Source organism: Pseudomonas sp. FW305-96 (genome assembly GCF_058783825.1).
Genome location: NZ_JBYSYW010000051.1, coordinates 1 through 25,110 on the forward strand (window position 1 = coordinate 1; position 25,110 = coordinate 25,110).

General features: G+C 66.1%; 11 protein-coding genes. 6 read left to right on the top strand and 5 right to left on the bottom strand.

Features of this window, described 5'->3' with window-relative positions:
• Positions 1–182 precede the first annotated feature (182 nt).
• The 3 genes from dsbD to dsbG are packed head-to-tail and all read left to right on the top strand — an operon-like array spanning position 183 to position 3,491.
• Positions 183–1,901, top strand: a complete 1,719-nt coding sequence (gene dsbD / locus AC3WL2_RS24915; RefSeq protein ID WP_102690682.1) for a protein-disulfide reductase DsbD — start codon at positions 183–185, stop codon at positions 1,899–1,901.
• A complete protein-coding gene (locus AC3WL2_RS24920; RefSeq protein ID WP_102684969.1) occupies positions 1,901–2,731 on the top strand; it encodes a TlpA family protein disulfide reductase in 831 nt (276 codons plus the stop codon). Before dsbD ends, AC3WL2_RS24920 begins: the two co-directional genes overlap by 1 nt.
• 1 nt (position 2,732) lies before the next feature.
• A complete protein-coding gene (gene dsbG, locus AC3WL2_RS24925) occupies positions 2,733–3,491 on the top strand; it encodes a thiol:disulfide interchange protein DsbG (RefSeq protein WP_102684968.1) in 759 nt (252 codons plus the stop codon).
• A gap of 92 nt (positions 3,492–3,583) precedes the next feature.
• On the opposite strand, the gene AC3WL2_RS24930 is transcribed toward dsbG, so the two are convergent.
• The 3 genes from AC3WL2_RS24930 to AC3WL2_RS24940 form a co-directional block, all read right to left on the bottom strand.
• Positions 3,584–3,982 (bottom strand): hypothetical protein, encoded by a 399-nt coding sequence (locus AC3WL2_RS24930; protein ID WP_102684967.1) that lies wholly within the window; start codon positions 3,980–3,982, stop codon positions 3,584–3,586.
• Positions 3,979–8,511, bottom strand: coding sequence for an RHS repeat-associated core domain-containing protein (locus tag AC3WL2_RS24935; RefSeq protein WP_102703514.1), 4,533 nt, complete (start codon positions 8,509–8,511; stop codon positions 3,979–3,981). Before AC3WL2_RS24935 ends, AC3WL2_RS24930 begins: the two co-directional genes overlap by 4 nt.
• A gap of 150 nt (positions 8,512–8,661) precedes the next feature.
• Positions 8,662–21,609: a non-ribosomal peptide synthetase gene (locus AC3WL2_RS24940; RefSeq protein WP_102684966.1), complete on the bottom strand. Its 12,948-nt coding sequence runs from the start codon at positions 21,607–21,609 to the stop codon at positions 8,662–8,664.
• 319 nt (positions 21,610–21,928) lie between these two features.
• On the opposite strand from AC3WL2_RS24940, the gene AC3WL2_RS24945 reads away from it, so the two are divergent.
• Positions 21,929–22,456: an RNA polymerase factor sigma-70 gene (locus tag AC3WL2_RS24945; RefSeq protein WP_046856458.1), complete on the top strand. Its 528-nt coding sequence runs from the start codon at positions 21,929–21,931 to the stop codon at positions 22,454–22,456.
• Between the two features lie 112 nt (positions 22,457–22,568).
• Here the strand turns inward: AC3WL2_RS24945 and AC3WL2_RS24950 are convergent, their stop codons facing one another.
• The gene (locus tag AC3WL2_RS24950) at positions 22,569–23,369 is read right to left on the bottom strand and encodes a substrate-binding periplasmic protein (RefSeq protein ID WP_102684965.1); all 801 of its coding nucleotides are present in this window, start codon (positions 23,367–23,369) and stop codon (positions 22,569–22,571) included.
• A 184-nt stretch (positions 23,370–23,553) separates the two neighbouring features.
• Here AC3WL2_RS24950 and AC3WL2_RS24955 point away from each other — a divergent pair, with 184 nt between their 5' ends.
• Complete coding sequence (locus AC3WL2_RS24955; RefSeq protein ID WP_102684964.1) at positions 23,554–24,105, top strand: 3'-5' exonuclease; 552 nt, start codon at positions 23,554–23,556, stop codon at positions 24,103–24,105.
• Between the two features lie 72 nt (positions 24,106–24,177).
• Positions 24,178–24,462, top strand: a complete 285-nt coding sequence (gene ppnP, locus AC3WL2_RS24960) for a pyrimidine/purine nucleoside phosphorylase (protein WP_038705716.1) — start codon at positions 24,178–24,180, stop codon at positions 24,460–24,462.
• A 144-nt stretch (positions 24,463–24,606) separates the two neighbouring features.
• Here the strand turns inward: ppnP and AC3WL2_RS24965 are convergent.
• A partial coding sequence (locus tag AC3WL2_RS24965) for an alpha/beta family hydrolase (RefSeq protein WP_102703515.1) occupies positions 24,607–25,110 on the bottom strand: 504 nt, incomplete at its 5' end.

Consider the following 25,110-nt stretch of genomic DNA (forward strand, 5'->3'; position numbering starts at 1 on the left):
GGAAGATGGCATTGCACAGGTTCATCATTAAGGGGGGATTATGAACCGGTTTGGCGACGTTCGTCGGGCTGATAGCATCGGGCGCTGCAACGCCCCCACCGACGGTCCTAGGACCAGCTTAACCTTCAGTTAATAACCCAAGGCCAGCATGGCCTCCTTCAAAGTTCTGCCAAGGCGTCGACATGCGTGTTCTCCTGCTTTTCCTGACATTCCTGCTCGCCGGCCCCCTACAGGCCAACCCGTTCGCGGTGAAACCGGACTTCCTGCCGGTGAACGAAGCCTTCGTGCTGACTCACGACCGCCTGGAAAACGGCCAGACGCGCCTGCATTTCCAGATCAAGGACGGCTACTACCTCTACCAGAAGCGCCTGAAGTTCGACGGCCTGCCCCCCAAGCAGCACCCGCCCCTGCCCCAGGCCGAGAACCATCACGATGAGTTCTTCGGCGACAGCGCGGTCTACCGCACCCAACTCGAACTGCTGCTGCCGGCCAGCGCCAGCGGGGAACTGCGCCTGGGCTGGCAAGGCTGCGCGGACGCAGGGCTATGCTATCCGCCGCAGACCACCCCGATCGCCCTTGGCGGGGCGGCTGCGGCAACACCGGCCTCCGACCAGGCCAGCGACCAGGCCCTGGCCGGCACCTTGCAGCAGGACAGCCTGGCCTGGAGCCTGCTGGCATTCTTCGGCCTGGGCCTGCTGCTGGCCTTCACCCCGTGCTCGCTGCCAATGCTGCCGATCCTCGCCGGGCTGGTCCTGGGCAATGGCGCCAGCGCCCGACGTGGCTGGTGGCTGGCCGGCATCTATGTGCTGAGCATGGCGTTGGTCTATGCCGCCCTCGGCGTGATCGCCGCGCTGCTGGGCGCCAGCCTGCAAGCCTGGCTGCAACAACCCTGGCTGCTGGGCAGCCTGGCTGGTTTGTTCGTGCTGCTCGCCCTGCCCATGTTCGGCGCTTTCGAACTGCAACTGCCCGCCGCCCTGCGTGACCGCCTGGACCGCGCCGGGCAAGGCACCCGTGGTGGCAACCTGTATGGCGCGGCGCTGCTGGGTGCCCTGTCGGGCTTGCTGCTTGGACCCTGCATGACCGCGCCCCTGGCCGGCGCGCTGCTGTTCATCGCCCAGAGCGGCGACGTGCTGCAAGGGGCACTGGTGCTGTTCACCCTCGGCCTGGGCATGGGTGTCCCGCTGTTGCTGCTGGTCACCCTGGGCAATCGCTACCTGCCGCGCCCAGGCGCCTGGATGAACCTGATCAAGGGCTTGTTCGGCTTCGTGTTCCTGGCCATGGCCCTGTACACCGTGCGCGGCCTGCTGCCGGAAACGCTGGTGCTGGCCCTGGCCGGTGCCTGGTTGATCGCCCTGGGCTGGGCCGCCTGGCCTGCCCTGCAGCGCCTGCCCGCCTTGCGTGCTATCCCACTGCTGGGCGCGCTGTGGGGCGGCCTGTTGCTGGTGGGCGCCGCAGCCGGTGGCAAGGATGTGTGGCAGCCGTTGCAGCCTTTCGCCGGCAATAGCGCGGCCACGGTCCCCGCCAGCGGCCACGACGCCTTTGTCACCGTCAGCGCACCGGCCGAGCTGCAGCGTGAACTCGATGCCGCCAAAGCCCGTGGCCAATGGGTACTGGTGGACTACTACGCCGACTGGTGCGTGTCGTGCAAAGTCATGGAGAAGCAGGTGTTCGCCCGTGCCGATGTCCAGGCCAGCCTTGACGACGTGCGCCTGCTGCGCCTGGATGTAACCGCCGACTCCCCGGCCAGCCGCGAGCTGCTGCAACGCTACCAGGTTCCGGGCCCGCCCAGCCTGATCTGGGTCGGCCCGGAGGGCGAGGAACGCCGCGCCCGCCGTATCACCGGTGAAATCGACGCCGCCGGATTCCTCCAGCACTGGGCCCAGACCAGGAGCCAAGGCTGATGCTCACCATCACTCTCGGGCCGCTGACCATGGCCCTCAACCACCTGCTGCTGCTTGCCGCACTGGGCATCGCCAGCCTGGTCGGCTGGCGAGTCGCCAAGCGCGGCGGCGAAAACCCGGAGTCGGCACTGTTCAACCTGTTCCTGCTGGGCTTGCTGTTCGCCCGCCTGGGGTTCGTCCTGGCCTACTGGCCGATGTACCGCGATGACCTGCTGCAAATCATCGATATCCGCGACGGCGGCTTCCTGCTCTGGGGTGGGCTACTGGGCATCGTGCTCGGTACCCTGTGGCAAGGCTGGCGCCGCCCAGGTTTGCGCCGTCCGCTGGGCTGGGCGCTGTTCAGCGGCGCCCTGTTCTGGGGGCTCGCCAGCCTGGCCAGCCACCTCTACAGCAAAGGCACCGAGCTGCCCGACATGAGCCTGCGCGACAGCCGCGGCCAGGCGGTGGCCCTGCATGGCTACCGCGGTCGCCCGCTGGTGATCAACATCTGGGCCACCTGGTGCCCACCCTGCCGCCGCGAGATGCCGGTGCTGCAACAGGCCGAGGACGACTATCCCCATGTGACCTTCCTGTTCGTCAACCAGGGGGAGACCCCTGAGAACGTCAGCACCTTCATGGCCACCACCGGCCTGACCCTCTCCAACGTGCTGTTCGACGGCACGGGCGAGCTGGCCCGCAAGGTCGGCTCCATGGCCCTGCCCACCACCCTGTTCTACAACGCCGAAGGGCGGCTGGTCGGCAGCCACCTGGGCGAACTGTCGCGCGCCAGCCTGCGCCACGCCCTGGAACCCTTCGAACGCGCCGATGCGCCCGCCCCACAAGGAAACTGACATGCGATTGAATGCACTGCTGCCCCTGACCCTCGCCCTGCTTGCCACCCCCACGCTGCAAGCAGAGGAACTGCCCAAGGCGATCCAGCAACTGCAAGCCAAGGGTGCCGTGATCAAGGGCAGCTTCGACGCCCCCGACGGGCTGCGCGGCTATGCCGCCGAGTACCACAACAACGGCATTGCCCTGTACCTCACCCCCGACGGCAAGCACGTCCTGGTGGGCAGCCTGTTCGACGAGCAAGGCAAGGACCTCAGCGCCGAACCCTTGGAAAAACTGGTGTACGCACCGATGAGCAAGGCCGTGTGGGCGAAGATGGAAAAGACCGCCTGGATCCAGGACGGCAAGGTCGATGCGCCGCGTACCGTCTACCTGTTCAGCGACCCCAACTGCCCCTACTGCAACATGTTCTGGCAGCAGGCCCGGCCCTGGGTCGACTCGGGCAAGGTGCAACTGCGCCACATCATGGTCGGCATCATCCGCGAGGACAGTCCGGGCAAGTCCGCCGCGCTGCTCGCCGCCAAGGACCCTGCCAAGGCCTTGCAGGAACACGAGAAGGCCGGCAAGGCCAGCTCGCTCAAGGCGCTGGACAAGGTGCCGGAGGCGGTACAGAAAAAACTTGAGGCGAATCTGGCGCTGATGGAAGAACTGGGCCTGGCCGCAACCCCGGCGATCTTCTATCAGGATGAAAAGGGGCAGTTGCAAAGCCAGCAAGGCGCGCCGCGGCCAGAGATGCTCGGGAAGATCCTCGGCAAACGCTGAAACGCGTCAGGGGAAACGGCTCAGGGCAGCTTTCCGGCTGGCTGCCCTGACCGCCCTGCCACCCTTTCTGGCACTGCGCACTGCGTACAGGATCACCAGCTTTTCATGGCGGTGGAGAAACACGGCGTTTGCCCATCGAAGTACAGTTTCACCCCCGTCGTGGTCAGCAGGATGGTCTGCCCATCCTTGCGCTCCTCCTCGAAGCCCACCCCTGCCTCGGTCAGGTAATCCTTGAACGCCTCCACAGACGTCGTCTCATCGATCGGATGCCGGTTGAAGGACATTGTGCGGATGCGCGAAATATCATATTGCACAAGACAGAGCTGGTTCATGTCGAACAGGTACTCGATACCTTGCGAGAACACCCCGAAGCGCTGATCCGGCTCGCTGATCATCTGCACGGTGGGTTTGTGAAAACCGGGCATGAGTGTTTCCAGAGAAGCCCCGAACCGCACCTGCAGCTTGCCCTTTACAAAATCGTCGAACGTCATGTGATTGCTTCCAGTAGTTTCTTGAACCTGACAACGCCTCGCTCCGCCTGCTGGTAGAGGCGGGTAGCGGGCTTGTTGTGCTTGAGGATCTGCTCGAAATCGGCAAGCGCCCGACGTGTCTGCGATACGGCTTCAGTCATGATGGAGGTGTCCTTGCCCATGCCACCGATGACTTTGTCCGCCTCTTTCAACATCTTCTTGTCCTTGATCAACTCGCCCCAGCGGAACCAGTCGCCATCATCGGACAAGCGCGCCTCGGCAACTTTCCGGTTGTTGACGTAGATATCGGCGTGCGGCCCCTTGACCATGACATCGTCGCGGTAAGGTTGCATCTTGGCATGACTGCAACTCAACCCCAGCGGATCGATCCAGGTCACCGGGTTGGGTGAATACTGGTACAGGTTCACGCCACCCAGCAGGCCGACAGGATCTTGCTGGGTGAACCGCCCGATATCCGGGTCGTAGAATCTGAACATGCTGTAATGCAGCCCGGTTTCCCGGTCCAGGTACTGCCCCTGGAAGCGCAGGTTCTGCCGACTGACCTGTTCGGGTGCGTGCCACTCCTCCCTGCTGTTGCCCCACACCTGGAAATTGCCGTGCCAGACACTCATGCCGCGCTCATCAGTCAGTTGCTCTGGCAGACCGGCAAGATTGGTGTGGAAGTAGAAGACCCGTTCATGGCCAGGCGCTCCATCCACCCTGGCCAGAGGCTCGTGACTGGTCGCATCGGCATACAGGAACAGGCTCGGCCTGCCATCCTGTACTTCCTGCAGCAGACGCAACCCTTGCCACAGAAATTCGCTCCGGCTGACGGGTGCTTCATGATTGTCACGATAGACACGCTTGTCGACTCGCCTGCCCAAGGGATCATAGGCGAACTCGATTCGCTCGCGGACTGCTCCGCGTTGCTGCCTGACCCTGACCAACCGATGCTCGGCGTCATACTCGAAATGCTGGACAAGGCGGTTGCCGCTGCGCTTCTCGCTGAGCCGGCCAAAGCGGTCGTAGCGGTAGCGTCTGTCCTGGAACACCTTGACCCGGTCATGGCGCACCCGGCCACCGACCTGGTAACCATCAAGCAGGTTCCCGGCAGGGTCATAGCCGAAGTGTTCGACAGTCGGCGACTGCCGGTGGGGCAGCTGACGTGATGTGCCGTGGATACGTTCGGTGGGACCGTAGTCATAGCTGACGCGCCCACCAGCACCTGCCTGAAAGCGCCCGATGATCTCATCGAGCTCCACTCCCAGCCCATTGCCGCAGCGCTGGATCTGGGTCAGTACCTCGCCAACGAGATTGTTGCCGGCATCGTACCGGTAATCCTTTTGCAGCATAGGCAGCACCGCCTGTGCGCCATCCTGGTACTCGATGACTCTCTGCACCAGACGCCGCGTGCTGTCGTGGCGTGTCCTGGTTGACAATGCGCCCTGGCTTCGCAGGACTTCGGCGTGCAACGCATCCCGTTCGAAATCACTGATTACCCGGCCATCGAGGTTGAGCTGGTGAAGGTGCCCACTCCCGTAGCGCAGGTAATTGATCCGACGCTGGTCCGGCAAGGTCAGGGTCTGCAGGTTGCCCAACGGGTCGTAGCGGTATCCGAGCTGCCCTGGGCCGCAGCTTTCCTCCAGCAATTGCCCTGAAGCGTCATAGGCAAAGTCCAGTTGCCGGGATTGCCCAGCCTGGTCGCTGAAACGGATCGACAGCAGATTGTCGGCTGCATCGTAGGTATACGCTGTCACCCCATCCTCGGTTCGCTTGCGCACCAGGCGCCCGGCCGCGTCATGCTCGAAGCAGCGCAACTGCACCTGAACGTCCGCTTCCTCAGGGCTGCCCGCAAGAGCGGGCTCCGCTGTACTGGCCGGATGCAGGGTCGTCTGGACGACGTTGCCCAGCGCATCGTACGACAGGCTGTAACCACCGCCGTCGAGGTTCTTCTGGGCCAGAAGTCGATCCAGCGCATCCCACTGAAAGCGGTAGCACTCGCCGTTCTCGTTTTCCAGCTGCTGCAGGCGGCCGTAGGCATCCCAGCCCAGGCGTACGGTCAGGCCCATGGCATCGGTACGTTGCAGCAGCCGGCCGCTGGCGTCGTACTGCCATTGGGTCATGCATTGGTCCGGGCCGGTATGGCCTGTCAGCTGGCCGGCCGCATCGACTTGATAGTGCTCGACCCTGCCGTCTGCCAGTTCGCGCTGCAACAGGTTGCCACGGGCATCGAAACGATATCGCGTGGTACCGCCTTCGGCGTTGCGCAACTCGCTCAAGTACCCCTGCGGGTCATAGCGATAAGCCGTCTTTTGTCCTGAGCAGTCACGCGTGGCAATCAGCTGGCCTCGCTCATTCCAGCGCAACGAGCGGTCCTTGCCCTGCGCATCGACAATCCGCGCCAGTCGTCCCTGTTGATCATAGTCATAGCGGGTCTGTTGTCCGAGCGGGTCGATTTCGGCAAGCAGATTGCCCCGTCGATCATAGGTATAGCGACGCAACCGCCCCGCTCCGTCGGTGATACGGTCTGGCAAGGCCCAATGCTCGATGTAGCCGATGCTTTCACAACGCCCCAGGGGATCGGTCGTGGCGACCAGACGGCCAAGGGCGTCGTAACCGTAGGACCACTCGCCCCCCTGTGCGTCGAGACTGCGGCGCAGCAATCCATCGACGTAGTCATACCGCCAGCATTGCCCCAAGGCATCACGGAAGGTATGGATTTCGTAAAGCGCCCCCCAGTGATAATGCTCGGTGCGCCCCAGGCCGTCGACCACCTGGGTATGGCCTTGCTCAAGATCATAGGTGAAGCGGTACTCCTCGCCATCACTGCCCCAATGCCGCACCACACGCCACTCATGGTCTGGTTGTGGCTCAAGCAGTGGCGGCATGTGATAAGGCGTGCCGTCGAGGCTGCAGGGCTGACGACGGATGGCCGCAGAGGCGAAGCAGGCCCACTCGTACTGACGAATGGCGCCCGTGGGCAGCGTATGGCTGGCCAGCAATCCCTGGTCGGTGTAGGCGAAATGCCGCAGCACCCGCCCTTCGCCGTCGGCGACCTGTTCCAGTTGGCCCGCCGGGGTATACCCATACCGTGCCAGGCATTCCCGGCGCTCGACCGCAAAGGCCTGGCCGGCCTGCAGGTACAGCCTGTGCACCGCCGACACGCGACGGGGTTGGGCTTCGGTGTAGTGCAGCTCGATGAATGTGCGAGCGAAACTGTCACCCAGAAACTGCAGGCGTCCCTGCGCGTCGTAGAACAGCTCCAGGGTATTGAGATTACGGTCGCCCAGCTTGACCAGCCGCGAGCGCCGGGGATCCAGCGGATCGGTATGGAACACCTGATACAGTCCGCTGTTGATGTTCTCGACGATGGTGAAACCGTTGTCCTGATGGAAAAACGCCAAACCATCGAGAATGCTGACGAATGCGCTGCCGACCTGCAGGCGACCAAGCTCCAGCCGCGCACCCTCCTCGTCGACGTAGATCCACAGCTCTCCACCTTCCGGGTGCGCGACACGTTCCAGGCACACCTCGTAAGGCACGCTCCAGCCCATGCCGAACAAGCCATCGACACGTCTGTCGTTGCTGTCGTAGCGGCGCGCCCAGGTAATCGGCACCAGCGCCGCCAACCTGAAGTCCACATCCTCAGGACCGTCCTGGAACTTGCCGCCCGTGGACGGCGCCACTGGGTTGCCCACACCGCATCGGCGACCTTTGAGCATTCCCCTTCGACTGATGAGCATCCCCGCGATCAAGCCGATGATCTTAGCCGCGGCGCTCTTGCCATCATGGATGTCGCGCACTGTCAGCGTACCGCCGCCGATACGTACATTGGGCGAGAAGGTCATGCCGATGGGCCCGTCGCAGGTGGTCTTGTCCCCCACCCGGGCGGCGGGCTGGCCATTGATGAACACCTTGTCGGAGCCTTGGGCGACGAACTGTTCAGGCATCGGCGGGTGCTTGCTGCACACCGCCTTGTCCTGGGGCTTGGGGATCGTACCGGGTGCCGCGGGGGTCGTCACCGGTGGGTTGAAGATGCTGTTGATCTCCTGGGCCAGGCCGATCACCGGCAACACCATGGATGCCCCGACCATGGCGTACGCCCCGATATTTTCGAGGATCGACGGCTCCTCGCCCACGGCGGGCGCCTCGACCGGGCCACCGCTCACCCCGGCTGCGCGGGCGGCGAAGATGCCGTTGATGCGGGTATTGTGCGAGCCACTGCTGATGGCGCCGTAGGGCTCCGGGGGGAACAAGGAATTGCCGACCCAATTGCTGAAGTCGGATATGCGATCGCCGATACTCTTGTCATCGCCACCCGGCAGCAGGCTGGCGGCACTGACCATGGCCCCGGCGATCAGCGGCGTGAGCACGGCGGCGGCACCGCCGGTACCGACCACCGCGACCACCGCGCCACCGATGGCGGCACCGACCGCGGCGACCGCCGCCGCATAGACCGCAGCCTCGACCAGGCCACTGACCAGCTCGGCCATCAGCGGCGGATGAAGAATGAGATCGCCCATGCGGGCGGCATGCAGGCTATCGTCCATGAAACCTGTGAAATCCTTGGCTACTGAGTGTGCAGCGTAGCACCAGCAAGGGTAGGTTTTACAGGGTGGCCCGGCGCCACATCGCCGCGTCAGCGCAGGGTTTGCCTGATCCTGTGGGAGCAGGCAGGCCCCGCGCTGACGGCAATGAGGCTACAACGCCTCCAGCTCCGCCATCAGGTCGCTCAACCGATCGACCTTGGCGTCGTCCAGCGCGCTGTCCTGCAAGCCACGCACATAGTCCGCCAGCTCTTGCACCGTGCTGCACTCGAACATTGCCCGCAACGGCACGTTCAACTGCAGGGCCTTCTGCACCCGCGAGGCGATCTGCGTTGCCAGCAGCGAATGCCCGCCCAGCTCGAAGAAGTTGTCGCGCACGCCCACCCGCTCGGCCTTGAGCACATCGGCCCAGATGCCGGCGAGCGTCTCTTCAAGCTCATTGCGCGGCGCCAGGTAGGCCTGGCTGTGCTGGCTACCGATATCGATGGCAGGCAGCGCCTTGCGGTCGAGCTTGCCGTTGGCGTTGTGCGGCAGGCTGTCGAACCAGCCCCAGTGCAGCGGCACCATGTACTCCGGCAACTCGGCGCGCAGGCGCTGCTTGAGCTGGTCGAGCAGCGCGGCATCGGCACTGACGCCCTGGTGCGCCACCAGGTAGCCGACCAGGTGCTTGCCATTGACGCCCTCCTGCACGCCCACCGCCGCATCGCGCAGCTCCGGCTGTTCGTGCAGGCGCGCCTCGATCTCGCCCAGCTCGATGCGGTAGCCACGGATCTTGACCTGATGGTCGATGCGCCCGACGTATTCCAGCACGCCATCCGGACGGCGCCGCGCCAGGTCGCCGGTGCGGTACAGGCGCTCACCGGGGGCACCGTACGGGTGCGGGATGAACGCCTGGGCCGTGCGCAGCGGGTCGCCGACATAGCCACGGCCCACACCGGTACCAGCGACGCACAGCTCGCCCACCGCGCCCAGCGGCACCAGGGTCTGGTCTTCGCCGAGCAGGTACAGGCGGTTGTTGTCGGTCGGCGTGCCGATCGGCAGGTAGCTGCCCTGGGTCGAGGCGGCATCGACGCGGAAGAACGCCACGTCGTCCGAGCACTCCGCCGGGCCGTAGGCGTTGACCAGGCCGATGGCCGGGTAGCGCTGCAGCCACTGGGCGGCCAGCTCGGGCGGCATGGCCTCGCCGGTCGGCAGCATCCAGCGCAGCCCATCGAGGGCCTGGTGATCGTTGGCCAGCATGCCCTGGATCAGCGACGGCACACTCTCCAGCACTGTGATGCCGGTGGCCTGCACATGGCTCAGCAAGCCTTGCGGATCATGGGCGATGGCGTTCGGCACGATCTCCACACGGGCACCGAACAACGGCGCGGCGAGGAACTGCCACACCGAGATGTCGAAGCTCTGCGAGGCGGTCTGGGCGATCACATCCTGCTCGTCCAGGGCCAGGTACGGCACCTTGCTCAGCTGGTTGTTGAGCATGCCGCGCTGCTCGACCATCACGCCCTTGGGCAGGCCGGTGGAACCGGAGGTGTAGATCACGTAGGCAAGGTTGTCCGGCGCGCTGTGGATGCCAAGGTTATGGCTGGCCACGTTGCCTGCCTGCACGTCTTCCCAGACCAGCAGCTTCGGCCGCGCCGTGCCCGCTACCTCATCGAGCAGCTGGCGCGCCTGCTCGGCGCAGGCCGCGCTGCACACCAGCACCGGCGTGCGGCTGAGCTCGACGATACGTTGCAGGCGCGCTGCAGGCAGGCCCGGATCCAGCGGCAGGTAACCAGCGCCGGCCTTGAAGCTGCCGACGATCATGCCCAGCAGCGCCAGGCCGCGCTCGGCCAGCAACGCCACCGGTTGGTCGATGGCCACGCCAGCCGCAACCAAAGCATGACCAAGCCGGTTGGCCGCCACGTTCAGGCCCGCATAGTCGTATGCGGCCGCCTCGCAACGGGCGACGGTGCGCTGCGGATGCGCGGCCACCCGTGCCTCGAACAGCTCGATGTAGCTCTGCTCCAGCGCATAGGCATGTTCGGTGCGGTTGCAGTCCTCGAGCAGGAAGCGTTGTTCGTCGGCCCCCAGCAGCGGCAGCTCGCCGACCTCGCCGTCGAAGCCCTCGACCAGCGCCAGCAGCAGGCGCTTGAATTCGGCGAGCAAGCGCTCGACGGTCGGGTAGTCGAAGTAGCGCTGGTCGAACGACAGGTGCAGGCCCAGGTCATCGCCCGGGTAGCACACCGCGGTCAGCGGGAAGTTGGTGTGGGTCCGGCCCGAGTCGGAGCTGGCGTCCAGGTGCTGGGCGTGGTCGAGCACCGCAGTTTCCACCGGGGCGTTCTCGAACACGAACAGGCTGTCGAACAACGGCTGGCCCTTGGGCAGTTCGCTGCATTCCTGGATCGCCACCAGCGGCAGGTACTCGTACTCACGCAACTGCATGTTGCGATCGAGCAAGCCTTGCAGCCACTGGCGCACGCTGCTGCGCTCGCCCGGCTGCGGCAACTGCACGCGCAGGGCGATGCTGTTGATGAACAGGCCGACCGTGCGCTGCATCTGCGGCAGGCTCACCGGACGCCCGGCCACGGTGACGCCGAACACCACGTCGCGCTCGCCGCTGTAACGGGCCAGGGTCAGCGCCCAGGCCGCCTGGGCGAAGGTGTTGACCGTCAGTTGGTGGGCCTGGGCCAGATCACGCAGGCGGGCGCCCTCGCTCACTTGCAGGCGGGTGTAGCAGTCACCCACGACCATGCCGTCTCCGGCGTGGTCATGGCGCAGCGGACGGTCGCTGGGGATCGCCGTGGCGCGCTCGAAGCCGGCCAGGTTGGCCTGCCACCACTGGCGCGCCTCGTCGAGGTCCTGGCGCTGCAGCCAGCCGATGTAGTCGCGGTAGCGCGGCGGCACCGGCAACTGGGCCTGGCGCCCTTCGCCCAGGGCCTGGTAGATCTCGAAGAAGTCGTTCATCAGCAGCGAGCGGCACCAGGCATCGATGAGGATGTGGTGGTTGCTCATCATGAACCAGTAACGCGCATCGTCCACACGTACCAGGCGCAGGTGGAACGGTGCTTCGCGCAGCAGCTCGAAGCCGGCCTCGCGCTCCTCCTTGTGCAACGCTTGCAGGCGCGCTTCCTGGGTGTGCTCGTCGAGGCCGCGCCAGTCCTGATAGTCCACCGCGGTCTTGCCGGGTTTGTGGATGATCTGCAGCATCGCTTCGCCGGCGTTCCAGCTGAACGAGGCACGCAACGCCTCATGGCGCGCCACCACCGCCTGCCAGGCCCGGGCGAAGCGCTCGGGGTCGAGGGCGCTGTTGATGCGGTAGCGGTCCTGCATGTAGTAGATGCCGGTGCCCGGCTCGAGCAGGGTGTGCAGCAGCAGGCCTTCCTGCATCGGCGTCAGCGGGTAGACGTCCTCGATCTCGGCGGCCGGGATCGGCAGCGCGTCGATCTGCTCCTGAGTCAGTTGCGCCAGCGGGAAGTCCGAGGGGGTGAAGCTGCCGTTGCCGTCCGCCAGGCAGTGGGCGACCAGGGCCAGCAGCTCCTGGCGATAGGCCTCGGCCAGACGGGCGATGGTCGCCTCGTCATAGCGCTCGGCACTGAAGCTCCAGCGCAGTTGCAGCGCGCCGCCGTAGACCTGGCCATCGACGCTCAGCCAGTTCGGCAGCGGCGCATCCAGGTCATGGGCCAGGCCCGCCGGGGCGTCCAGCGGCTGGAACAGTGCCGCCTGGTCGAACTGCTGGTCGAACTGGCCGAGGTAGTTGAAGGTGATCCGGGCCTGGGGCAAGGCGGCCATGCGCTCACGCCCGGCCTCGTCGGCCAGGTAGCGCAGCACACCGTAGCCCTGGCCTTTGTGCGGTACCTGGCGCAGTTGTTCCTTGATGCGCTTGATCGACGCGGCGCGGCCAACTTCGCCCTCAGCCATTACGGGGGTCAGGCTCAGTGGGTAGGCGTTGGTGAACCAGCCGACGCTGCGGGTCAGGTCCATGTCCTCGAACAGACCATCGCGGCCATGGCCTTCCAGCTGCACCAATACTTGTTGGTCGCCGCTCCACTGGCACAGGGTACGGGCCAGGGCAGTCAGCAGCAGGTCGTTGACCTGGGTGTGATAGGCCGCCGGCGCCTGTTGCAGCAGCTGGCGGGTCTGCTCGACGTCCAGCTCGATGGCGATGCTGCGGGCATTACGGTGCAGGTTGTCGCCCTGGGGGTGGTCGCAGGGCAGTTCACGACGGGCGTTGCCCAGTTGCGCTTCCCACCAGCCCAGCTCGTCGCGCAGCGAGTCGCTGCCGGCATAGCTGGCCAGGCGCGCCGCCCAGTCACCCATGGCATGGGTCTTGGCGGCCAGGGTTTCACCGCGGTACAGCGCCTGCAGGTCTTCCAGCAGGACGCGCCAGGACACGCCGTCGACTACCAGGTGATGGATCGCCAGCAGCAGGCGCTGGGCGCCCTGGTCATCGCTGACCAGCAAGGCGCGCAGCAGCGGCCCCTCGGCAAGGTCGAGGCTGCGCTGCACATCGGTATAGAACGCCTGGCAGTCCTCGAAATCGCTCACCGTCGCGGTCCATAGCAACGGCTGGGTGCTCGGCTGGGCGTACTCGGCCTGCCAGCGGCCGTTGGCCTGACCGAAGCGCAGGCGCAGGCTGTCGTGGTGTTGCACCAGCGCGGCCAAAGCCCGCTCCAGCGCCTCGGCCTGCAACGGCTGGCGCACACCGAGCAGCACCGCCTGGTTCCAGTGCTGCGGTTGCGGCACTTCGCTGTCGAAGAACCAGTGCTGGATCGGCGTCAGGCCGGTGCGTCCCTGACGTGCGCCCTGCTCGATCGCGCTCGGCGCCTCGCTGCGGGTCACCACGGCCGCCAGGGTCTGGATGGTCTGGTGCTGGAACAAGTCACGCGGGGTGAACTGCAGCCCCAGCTGGCGGGCACGGCTGACCACCTGAATCGACAGGATCGAGTCGCCGCCCAGTTCGAAGAAGTTGTCCTGCACGCCGATGCTGGGCAGGTTGAGCACCTCGCGCCAGATCTGCGCGAGTTGGCCTTCCAGCTCATTGGCCGGCGCCTGGTAATGCTGGCGCGCCTGCTCCAGATCCGGGGCCGGCAACGCGCGGCGGTCGAGCTTGCCGTTGCCCATCAGCGGCAGGCTGTCGAGCAGCACCAGGTGCGCCGGCACCATGTAGTCGGGCAGGTGCTGGCGGGCATCGGCCTTGACCGCCTCGCGCAGCAGGGCCTGGGCCTCGCCGTCGGCGCTGGCCTGCGGGCACACCAGGTAACCCACCAGCTGCTTGCCGCCCGGCAGGTCGAGGGCCAGGACTACCGCTTCCTCGACGTCGGCGTGCTCCTGCAGGCGGCTCTCGATCTCACCCAGTTCGATACGGAAGCCACGGATCTTCACCTGCTGGTCAGCACGCCCGACATATTCCACCTGGCCATCGGCGCGCAGGCGCACCAGGTCGCCGGTACGGTACAGGCGACCACCGGCATGGCTGAACGGGTCGGCGACGAAACGCTCGGCGCTCAGGCCCGGACGGTCGTGGTAACCCTGGGCCAGGCCCGCGCCACCCACGTACAGCTCACCGATACCGCCCTGTGGCAAAAGGGCCAGATCGTCGTCGAGGATGTAGGCGGTGCGGGCACCGATGACCCGGCCGATCGGCACGCTGCCGGCGTCGACGGGTATCTGCTCCGGCGCCAGACAGGCCAGTGGCATCACCACGGTTTCGGTCGGACCGTAGGCATTGAAGAACTGCCGCGGCGCAAAGGCCTGGCGGATGCGTTGCAGGTGCTCGCCGGTCAAGGCCTCGCCACCAGTGATCACCAGGCGCACCGGCAATTGCTCGCCCTGCCCGGCCAGGTACTGGGCCAACTGGCTGCCGTAGCTTGGGGTGAAACCGAGCACGCTCACCTGCTGTTCACGCACCAACTGGCAGATCTCCTCGGCGCCCCACTGGCCCTGGGCGCGCAGCACAACGCGGGCGCCACACAGCAGTGGTACCAGCAGGCGCTCGCTGGCGGCATCGAAATTGATCGAATAGAAGTGCAGCTCGCAGTCGTCGCTGCGCATGCCGAACTCGGCGATCACCGCCTTGCAGTGCATGGCGATCTCGCCATGGCTGACCACCACGCCCTTGGGCTTGCCGGTGGAGCCGGAGGTATAGATCAGGTACGCCTGGTGCTGCGGCAGGTTGAGGTTGTCCAGGGCGGCGTCGCTGTAGGCGGACAGGCTCGCGGCATCGTCCTCCAGGCTCCAGCGGGCGACGCCTGGCGGCAGTTCGCCCAAGGTCTCGAGCAACGCCCGTTGGCCGATCAGAAGGCCCAGGCGGCTGTCCTCGATCATGTAGCGCAGGCGGTCGAGCGGGTATTCCGGGTCCAGCGGCACGTAGGCGCCACCGGCCTTGAGAATGGCCAGCAGGCCCACCACCATCTCCAGCGATCGCTCCAGCGCCAGGCCCACGCGTACCTGCGGGCCGACGCCGCGCTCGCGCAGGGCCCGGGCCAGGCGATTGGCCTGCTGGTCGAGCTCGGCGTAGCTCAGGTGCTGGCCGGCAAAAGTCAGGGCCAGGGCCTGCGGGGTACGCTCAGCCTGGGCGGCGAACAGACCGTGCAGCGTCTGGTCCAGCGCGAAGTCCTGCTCGCCCTGCAACTGGCCGATCAGCACCTGCTGCTCGGCATCAGCCAGCATCGGCAGTTCGCACAGGCGCTGCTGCGGATCGTCGATCAGCGCTACCAGCAACTGCTGCCAGTGCTCGGCCATGCGCGCGATGCGCGGTTCATCGAACAGGTCGCGGCTGTAGGTGAAGCAGCAGCCCAGGCGACCGTCGAGGTCGGTGACCTCCAGGTACAGGTCGAACTTGGTGGCGCTGGCGTCGTTGACCAGATAGTCCACCTGCATGCCCACCAGCTCACGGCTCTGCTGGAAGGCCCAGCGCTGCACGTTGCACATCACCTGGAACAACGGGTTGTAGGCGCTCGAACGCGGCGGCTGCAAGGCCTCGACCAGTTGCTCGAACGGCAGGTCCTGGTGCGACTGGCCATCGATGATGGTCTGGCGCACCTGGTCGAGCAGCGCGCCGGCGCTCATCTGCCCGTCCAGCTCGCAGCGCAGCACCTGGGTGTTGAGGAAGGCGCCGATCAGCCCTTCGCTTTCCGGGCGGATGCGGTTGGCCACCGGCGCGCCGATGCGCAGGTCGCGCTGGCCGCTGTAGCGGTGCAGCAACGCGGCCAGGGTGGCGGTCATGGTCATGAACAGGGTCAGGCCGCGCTGGCTGTTGAAGGCATGCACGCGCTTGACCAGCGCTGGGTCCAGGTCGAAGCGGTACAGCTCGCCGCGGTGGCTCTGCACCGCCGGGCGTGGGCGGTCGGCGGGCAATGCCAGCACCGGGTGCTCGTCGCCCAGGCGGTCCTTCCAGTAAGCCAGCTGGCGATCGCCCTCGCCGCTTTCCAGCCATTGGCGCTGCCACACGCTGTAGTCGAGGTATTGCACAGGCAGCGGTGCCAGCGGCGACTCGCGCTCGTCGACGAAGGCCTCGTACAGCTCGCCCAGTTCGCGGGCGAAGATGTCCATGGCCCAGCCTTCGGTGACGATATGGTGCAGGGTCAGGACGAAGTAATGCTCGCGCTCGCCGGCCTTGACCAGGCAGGCGCGCAGCAATGGACCGCGCTCCAGGTCGAACGGCTGGTGCGCCTGGTCGTCGGCCAGTTGTTGCAGGCGTTGCTGGCGGGCCTCGTCGGCCAGGGTGCTGAAGTCATGCCAGTGCAGTTGCACGTGGCTGTCATCGGCCACGCACTGGTAAGGCTTGCCGTCGATGCTGGGGAAGGTGGTGCGCAGGGTTTCGTGACGCACGATCAACGCCTGCAAGGCGCGCTCGAAGGCGTCCACATGCAGCGCGCCCTGGAAGCGGGCCATGCCGCCGACGTTGTAGGCGGGGCTGTACGGATCCATCTGCCAGAGGAACCACATGCGCTGCTGCGAGTACGACAGCGGCACCGCCTGGCGGCGGTCGACACGGGCGATGGCGCCTTGCAGGTTGCGTGCGCCGCAGCCCCGCAGACGGGCAATCTCGGCGCAGAACGCGCCTAGCTCGCTGGCCTCGAACAAGGCCTTGAGCGGCAACTCGACATCCAGCGCCTGGCGGGTGCGCGAGACGATCTGGGTGGCCAGCAGCGAGTGGCCGCCGAGGGCGAAGAAGTCATCCTGCAAGCCGACCTGCGGCCGGCCCAGCACCTCGCGCCAGATCGCCGCGACCTGTTGTTGCAACGCGCTTTGCGGCTCGACATGTTCACGTTGCTGCCAGACCGGGGCCGGCAGCGCCTTGCGATCGACCTTGCCGCTCGGCCCCAGGGGCAGCTGCGCAAGATGGATGAGTTGTGCCGGCACCATGTAGGCCGGCAGGCGCTCGGCCAATGCGGCCAGCAGCGCCTCGGTCTGCTCGACACCACTGTAGTAGCCCACCAGTTGGGCACCGACGGCATCCTTGTGGATCAGCACCAGTGCCTGGGCGACACCCGGCTCGGCCAGCAGCACCGCCTGCACCTCCTCCGGCTCGACGCGGAAGCCGCGCACCTTGACCTGCTGGTCGAGGCGCCCCAAGTACTCCAGGGCCTGGCTCGGCACATGCCAGCGGGCGCGGTCGCCGCTGCGGTACAGCCGTGCGCCGTCGCCATCGGGCTGCGGCACGAAGCGCTCGGCGGTCAGCCCAGGGCGGCCGAGGTAGCCGCGGGCCAGGCCCGCGCCCCCCAGGCACAGCTCGCCGGGCACGCCCGGCGCGGTCAACTCGAACTCATCGTCCAGCACCCGGCACAGCACGTTGCCCAGCGGGCGACCAATGGGCGAGCGCTCGCCGTCATTCGCCTGGCAGCGCCAGTGGGTGACGTTGATCGCGGTTTCGGTCGGGCCGTAGCGGTTGTGCAGTTGCGCCTGTGGCAGCAGTTGCAGCACGCGGTCACGCAAGGCGGCGGACAACGCCTCGCCACCGGAGAACAACCGGCGCAGGCTGGAGCAGCCGGCGGCCAACGGCTCCTGGACGAACACCTGCAGCAACGGCGGCACGAAGTGCAGCGTGGTCACCGCGTGTTGCTGGATCAGCTGGGCGATGCGCTGCGGATCGCGATGTTCGCCGGGGCCGGCCAGGATCAGCTTGCAACCGGTGAGCAGCGGCCAGAAGCACTCCCACACCGACACGTCGAAGCTGATCGGCGCCTTCTGCATCAGCACGTCGCTGTCATCCAGCGCATAGCTGGCCTGCATCCACTGCAGGCGCTCGGCCAGCGCGGCATGGGTATTGCCTACGCCCTTGGGCTGGCCGGTGGAACCGGAGGTGTAGATCACATAGGCCAAGTTGTCGCCGTGCAGGTGCAAGCCGGGGGCCTGGCTTGGCCAGCTGTCCAGGTGCAGCTGGTCGAGGGCGATGGCGCTCACGCCTTCGACCTGCGGCAGTTTGTCGAGCAGGCTGCTGTGGCTGAGCAGCAGGCCGGCCTGGCAATCACCGAGCATGTAGGCCAGGCGCTCGGCCGGGTAGTCGGTATCCAGCGGCACGTAGGCGCCACCGGCCTTGAGAATGGCCAGCAGGCCGACCAGCAGCTGCGGCGAACGCTCCAGGGCAATCGCCACGCAAGTGTCCGGACCGACGCCCTTGTCGCGCAGGTAATGCGCCAGGCGGTTGGCCTGCTGGTGCAGTTCGGCATAGCTCAGCTGACCGCCCTCCCACACCAGCGCGGTGCGCTCGGGGCTCAGGCGCGCCTGTTCGTTGAGTTGCTCGACCAGCAGGCGCGGCGCGCTCGCCATGGGCGCCTGGCCCCACTCGAGCAGTTGCGTCTGGCTGTGCTCGTCGAGCAGGCGCACCTCGCCGAGGGGCAACTGCGGCTCGGCGCAGACCTGCTCGAGCAAGGCCAGCAGATGGCTGGCCAGGCGTTTGACGGTGGCCGCCTCGAACAATCCGGCGGCGTAGTCGAAGGCCAGCGTCAGGCGGCCCTGGTGGTCTTCCTCGCTGTGCAACTGCAGGTCGAACTTGGCTTCGCGGCTGTGCCAGGGCAGCTCTTCGGCCAGCACGCCGGGCAGGCGGCGCAACGCCGACAGGTCGCGTTGCTGGTGGTTGAACATGACCTGGAACAGACCCTGTTCACGGGCCTGCGGCAGCGCCTCGAGCAGTTGCTCGAAGGGCAGGTCCTGATGGGCCTGGGCCTCGAGTGTGACCTGGCGTGCCTGGGCCAGCAGCCCGGCGAACGGCAGACGGCCGTCGAGCTCGGCGCGCAGCACCTGGGTGTTGATGAAAAAACCGACCATGCCCTGGGTTTCCAGGCGCGGACGGTTGGCGTTGGGCACGCCGATACGGATATCGCCCTGGCCGCTGTAGCGGTGCAGCAGGGCCTGCCAGCCGGCCAGCAGGACCATGAACAGGCTGGCCTGCTGGTCGCGGGCCAGATCCTTGAGGGCGCTGGTCAGCGCCGCAGGCACCTTGAGCGTGTGGCGCGCGGCAAGGCTGTGCTGCCGGCTGGCGCGGGGCTGGTCGGTACACAGGTCGAGCACCGGCAGTTCATCACCCAGCTTGTTCTTCCAGTAGTCGAGCTGGCGGGCGCTTTCGCCATCGGCCAGCCACTGGCGCTGCCACTGGCCGTAGTCGGCGTAGCCCAGCGTCAGTTCGGGCAGTTGCACAGCCTGGCCCTGGGCCGCGTACAGACGGGCGAACTCATCCAGCAGGATGTTCAGCGACCAGCCGTCGGCGACGATGTGGTGCAGGGTCACCCACAGCTGGTGCTCTTCGTCGTCCAGGCGGGCCAGGGTCACCCGCAGGAGCGGACCCTGGCGCAGATCGAACGGCTGCTGCGCCTCATCCTCGCGGCGCGCGGCCACCTCGGCGGGAGACTGCCCTTCGAGCTCCAGATGACGCAGGGTGAACGCCTGGCTCGGCAGGATGCGTTGCACGGCCTGGCCGTCGACTTCGTCGAACAGCGTGCGCAAGGATTCATGGCGTGCCACCAGAGCCTGGAAGCTGGCCTGCAGCGCCGCGACATCCAGCTCGCCGCGCAGGTGCAGGCCAGCGGGGATGTTGTAGGCGGCGGACTGCGGCTCCAGTTGCCACAACAGCCACAGGCGGTTCTGTGCCAGCGACTGCGGCAGGGCCTGGTCGCGAGCCTGGGTTTCGATGGTGCCGGCGGCGCTGCCACCTTCGGCGAGGACGGCCGCCACGGCGGCGCTGTACTCGGCCAAGGTCGGTGCCTCGAACAGGGTACGCAGGCTGAGCTGGATGCCCAGTTCATCACCCAGGCGCGCGGTTACCTGGGTGGCCGCGATGGAGTTGCCACCCAGCAGCAGGAAGTGGTCGTCCGCCGCCACCGCCTCGACCTTGAGCAGTTCACGCCAGATACCCGCGATCCGTGCCTGCAGGTCGTCACCGGCCACGCCATTGCCCTGCTCCGTTTGCGCCGTCGGGAACCGCGCATAGATATCCAGGCTGCTGTCGTTCATGCGCAGGCGGCAGGCCGAGCGCTGCAGCTTGCCGCTGGAGGTCTTGGGCAAGGCGCCCGGGTTGAGCAGCAACACCACGGCCGGCGCCTGGCGACAGGCATCGGCAATGACCCGGCGCAGGGTATTGATCAGCGCCTCGGGCGTGTGCGCCTTCTGCACATTGCGGCTGATCTCCACCGCCACGCCGATGCCCTCCTCGCCCTGGTCGTCGACGGCGAACACCGCCACCCGGCCCTTGCGCAGCACCTCGACCTCGCGCTCCAGGGTCTTTTCCAAGTCTTGTGGGTAGAGGTTCTGGCCACGGACGATGAGCATGTCCTTCAGGCGCCCGGTGACAAACACCTCGCCGTCGCGCATGAAGCCCAGGTCGCCGGTGCGCAGCCAGGTCTGGCCGTCCATCTCGACGAAGGTGCGGGCGCTGGCCTCGGGGTTGCGCCAGTACCCCAGGGCGATGCTCGGGCCGCCGGCCCAGATCTCGCCCACCTGATTGTCAGCCAGCACCTGCAGTTGCTGCGGCTCGACGATACGCACCGCATGGCCCGGCTGCGGATAGCCGCAGCTCATCAGCACGCTGCCCCGGCCCGGTTCGGCACGGTTGGCGGCGAAGGCCCTGGCATCCAGTTCCAGGGCGCCGATGCCTTGGCCACGGCGGCTGCCGCTGACGAACAGAGTAGCCTCGGCCAGGCCGTAGCTGGCGAAGAAGCTGCTGGCGTCGAAGCCACAGGCGGCAAATTTTTCGGCGAAGGTGTCGAGGCTGTCCTGGCGGATCGGCTCGGAACCGGAATAGGCCACGCGCCAGCGGCTCAGGTCCAGGCCGGCGAGTGCCGCCTCGCTGACGCGCTCGCTGCACAGTCGGTAGGCGAAGTCCGGGCCACCGCTGATGGTGCCGCCGTAGTCGCTGATCGCCTGCAGCCAGCGCAGCGGTCGGGCGAGGAAGTAACCCGGCGACATCAACACGCAAGGCACGCCGCTGAAGATCGGCTGCAGCAGGCCACCGATCAGGCCCATGTCGTGGTACAGCGGCAGCCAGCTGACGATCACGTCGTCCGGGTTCAGGTCGATGCCGAATCCCTGGCGGATCAGCTGTTCGTTGGCCACCAGGTTGCCGTGGCTGACCTGCACACCCTTGGGCAACGCGGTGGAGCCGGAGGTGTATTGCAGGAAGGCGATGTCTCTGCCTTCCAGCCTCGGTTCGCGCCACTGCGCGGCCAGCTGCGAATCCAGGCGATCCACGGCCAGCAGGCTCGGAGCGTTGGCCCCGGCCAGGGCCTCGTGGCCCTGCAAACTGTCACACAGCGCCTCTACCGTCAGCAGCAGGCGCGGCTCGGCGTCGTCGATGATCGACAGCAAGCGTTCCTGATGGTGCTGGCGCGAAGACTCCGGCGGGTAGGCCGGCACGGCGATCACCCCGGCGTACAGGCAGCCGAAGAACGCCGCGACATAGTCCGGCCCACTAGGGAACAGCAGTACCGCACGCTCGCCAAACCCGGCTCGCGCCTGCAACGCCGCGGCGATGGTCCGCGCACGCTGGTCGAGGTCCCGATAACTGAGCACCGCCTGCTCGCCGGGCGCGTCAGCGAGGAAGCGCAAGGCGATGCGCTCCGGGGTCTGGGCGGCGCGTTGCGCCAGGGCCTGGACCAGCGAGTGCGGGAGTTCGAAGGCGTCCGTCATGGAATGTTCCTGCCAGTGTCTGGGTGAGTCGCGCCTGACTGGCCCGCGCACGACAGGCGGGCAGTGTTCGGCAGCCGAGATGTACACAGGGGAACGGATGGGCGGGGGAAGAAATTAGGACCGTCGGGAAGGCTGGAAAGGCCGGACGTAGAGGCAAATGTTGAAGCGTTTCACAGGTTGAAGCTTAGAACCAAAATGGATAGAAACTCATTAACTTTCGTATTTGACAATCATTATCATTACGAATAGTTTGTCGCACGTCGTAGGAAGCCTCCTCCAGAGGTGCGCTCCCTCTCCTCTCTGAGACAAGGTGATTTCCATGGCGGAACAACTATCCACAAGTAAGTGCGATTCACCATTACTCCAGGCATTCGTCGACAACCGCAGCATCCTGGTCAAGATCGCAGCCCGCATCACCGGCTGCCGCTCCCGCGCCGAGGATGTGGTGCAGGATGCCTTCTTCAGGCTCAGCGCCGCCCCGCAGATCACCTCATCGTTCAAGGCCCAGCTCAGCTACCTGTTCCAGATCGTGCGCAACCTGGCCATCGATCACTACCGCAAGCAGGCCATGGAACTCAGGTACTCCGGCAGCGAGGAGGAAGGGATGAACGTGGTCATCCAGAACGCCTCGCCCGAGGCCACCCATATCAACCTCGCTACCTTGGAACACATCGCCGACGCCCTCGACGAACTGCCCAAACGCACCCGCTACGCCTTCGAGATGTACCGCCTGCATGGCGTACCGCAGAAGGATATCGCCAAGGAGCTGGGGGTCTCGCCGACGCTGGTCAACTTCATGATCCGCGATGCGCTGATCCATTGCCGCAAGAGCAGCCGCCTGGGCTGAGGCCGTCATCGCGGGGCAAGCCCGCTCCAACAGGGGCGTGTTTGCCTTGGGCCCTGCAACAGCCTGCCCACTCCATACTGAATACGCGACGGCCTTGCCGAAATTTAGGCTCCTAGTCGTGCGGCGCTTCGACGGTGATCTGGTAAGGCTGGAAGATCCGCAGCAGCTCGCCGTTTTCCCGCAGCTGGCGCAACAGGCTGGCGAACGCCTCGGGGCTGATGGACGCCCCTGGGCGCAGCAGCGCGTAGTGATGGTAGACCTGGTCGACCCGTTGCGAGGCCAGCAACTGGCCGGCACTGTCCGGGTTGCGCCTGAGAAAATCGCTGAGGTACGAACGGGTGACCAGGGCGATGTCCGCACGTCCACGCTCGACCATGTTCAGGTTGCTGTCGTGGGAATAGGTCAGGGTCGCCCTGTAGCGTTTCTTCAACCAGGCCGGGTCCGGGTTGAAATCGGCGAAAGCGTAGTGGTAGCCATTGAACAGCGCCAGGCGCTTGCCTTCGAGATCGTCGAAGTAGTGCTGGTCACGCCCGGCCTGCTGACGGCTGACGAACACCTCGGCATCTTCCAGCCCCATGTCCACGGTCTTGTGGGCAATCTCCTGCCAGCCCCACTGCGGGTTCTCGAAGATCGCCATGTCGGTGCGGCCTTGCTGGAAGTCGCCAAAGCGCCGGGGAATCGAGGTGGGCACCAGGACGAAACGGTGCCGGGACTGCAAACGGTTCAACGCCTCGACCAATTGCGGCAGCAAACCGGTATCGGCACCCTGTTCGGGGCGCACGGTATACGGGGGAAAGTGCGCCGCCCCGATCTTCACTTCCAGCACCTCGTCTGCCCGCGCCGCACCACCCAGCGCTACCGCAACGAACAACAGCAGGGAAGAGGAAATCTTGACGCTGGGCAGTGGGATCAAGTCGAGACACTCATCACGGGTAGGGGCCTGAATGCGCCTAAACTAGGCGTTTTCCCACATGGGCACAACCGCCGAATATGCCAAAGTGCCAGGGGATGCCGTGGCTCTCGACTTTGGCTACGCTCTACCGGCCGGGCCGCTCAGATCAGCGCGCCGGCCTTTGTGCATTGAAGGGGAGCCTGGCATGGGCCACTGGTTGGTGATCGACCTGGAAGCCACCACCGACGACGGCGGCTGGCCGGTCACGGAGATGGAAATCATTGAAATCGGCGCAAGCCTGGTCACCCGCGAAGGGCGCGAGGTCGATCACTTCCAGCGTTTCGTGCGCCCCAGGCGGCGGCCGCAGTTGACGCCATTCTGCTGCGAACTGACCCACATCACCCAGGCCGACGTCGATGGCGCGGAGAAATTCGACCGGGTCTGGCGCCAGTTCGAACAGTGGCTGCAGCCGCACCAGGCGCAGTTGCAGGCGTGGGTCAGCTGGGGCGACTACGACCGCAAGCAGCTGCTGCAGGAATGGCAACTGCACCATGTGCGCAGCCTGCTGGAACAACTGCCGCACATCAACCTCAAGCAACGCTTCGCCAAGGCCCGCCACCTGCAGCGCCCGGCGGGCCTGAACAGCGCCTTGCAACTGGCCGGCCTGCAGTTTTCCGGGCAGCAGCACCGAGCCCTGGAAGACGCCCGCAACACCGCCCGCCTGCTACCCTTGAGCCTGCCGCCGGGCGCGGCCTGAAACAGATGACGCTGGGGCGGGCCTTGGGCATACTGGCCAGCCTTTTTTCATTGCTTTTTCAGGAGTCGCCCGATGTTCAAGGTCAATGAGTACTTCGATGGCACCGTCAAGTCGATCGCCTTCGAAGGCAAGGAAGGTCCAGCCACCGTGGGCGTGATGGCCCCGGGCGAGTACGAGTTCGGCACCGCCAAGCGCGAAATCATGCACGTGGTCTCCGGCGCCCTGAGCGTGAAGCTGCCAGGCAGCGACAACTGGGAAACCTTCAACGCTGGCGACAAGTTCAACGTGGCCGCCGACAGCAAGTTTCAACTGAAGGTGGCCGTGGACACTGCCTACCTGTGCGAGTACCGCGACTAAGCACCAACCTGTAACGGCCTCATCGCCGGCAAGCCGGCTCCCACAGGGACGGCGCTTGGCTTGAGGGCAGCGTGGTCGGGGTGGGAGCCGGCTTGTCGTGGCGACGAACCGCGGCGATGGGCTGCAAAAGCAGCCCCAAGCGGCCTAGACCTTGAGAAACGCCGCCACCCGCTCCGCCGCCGCCTGCATATGCTGCTCATGGCTGAACCCCGACGCCTTCAGCGGCTTCAGATCATGGTCTGCCGCCGCCAGCCAGCTCACCTCGATCGCCGGCGATAGCGCATACCCCTCGACCGCCTCGCGATTGCCCAGGGCATCCCGCTCGCCCTGCACGATCAGCGTGCGTGTGCGCAGGCCTGCAAGATGCTCCACGCGAGGTTTCTCCGGCTTGCCAACGGCATAGAACGGATACCCCAGGCACACCAGCGCATCGGCGCCCAGTTCATCAGCCAACAGGCTGGCCATGCGCCCTCCCATGGACTTGCCACCTATGGCCAACGGGCCTGCGGCTAAACGCCGCACCTGTTCGTATACAGTCCGCCAGGACTCCAGCAACACCTTCTGCGGATTGGGCGGCCGCTTGCCGCCGTTCAACCGTCGTTCGGCCATGTAGGGAAACTCGAAGCGCACCACCCCTACCCCTTGCCC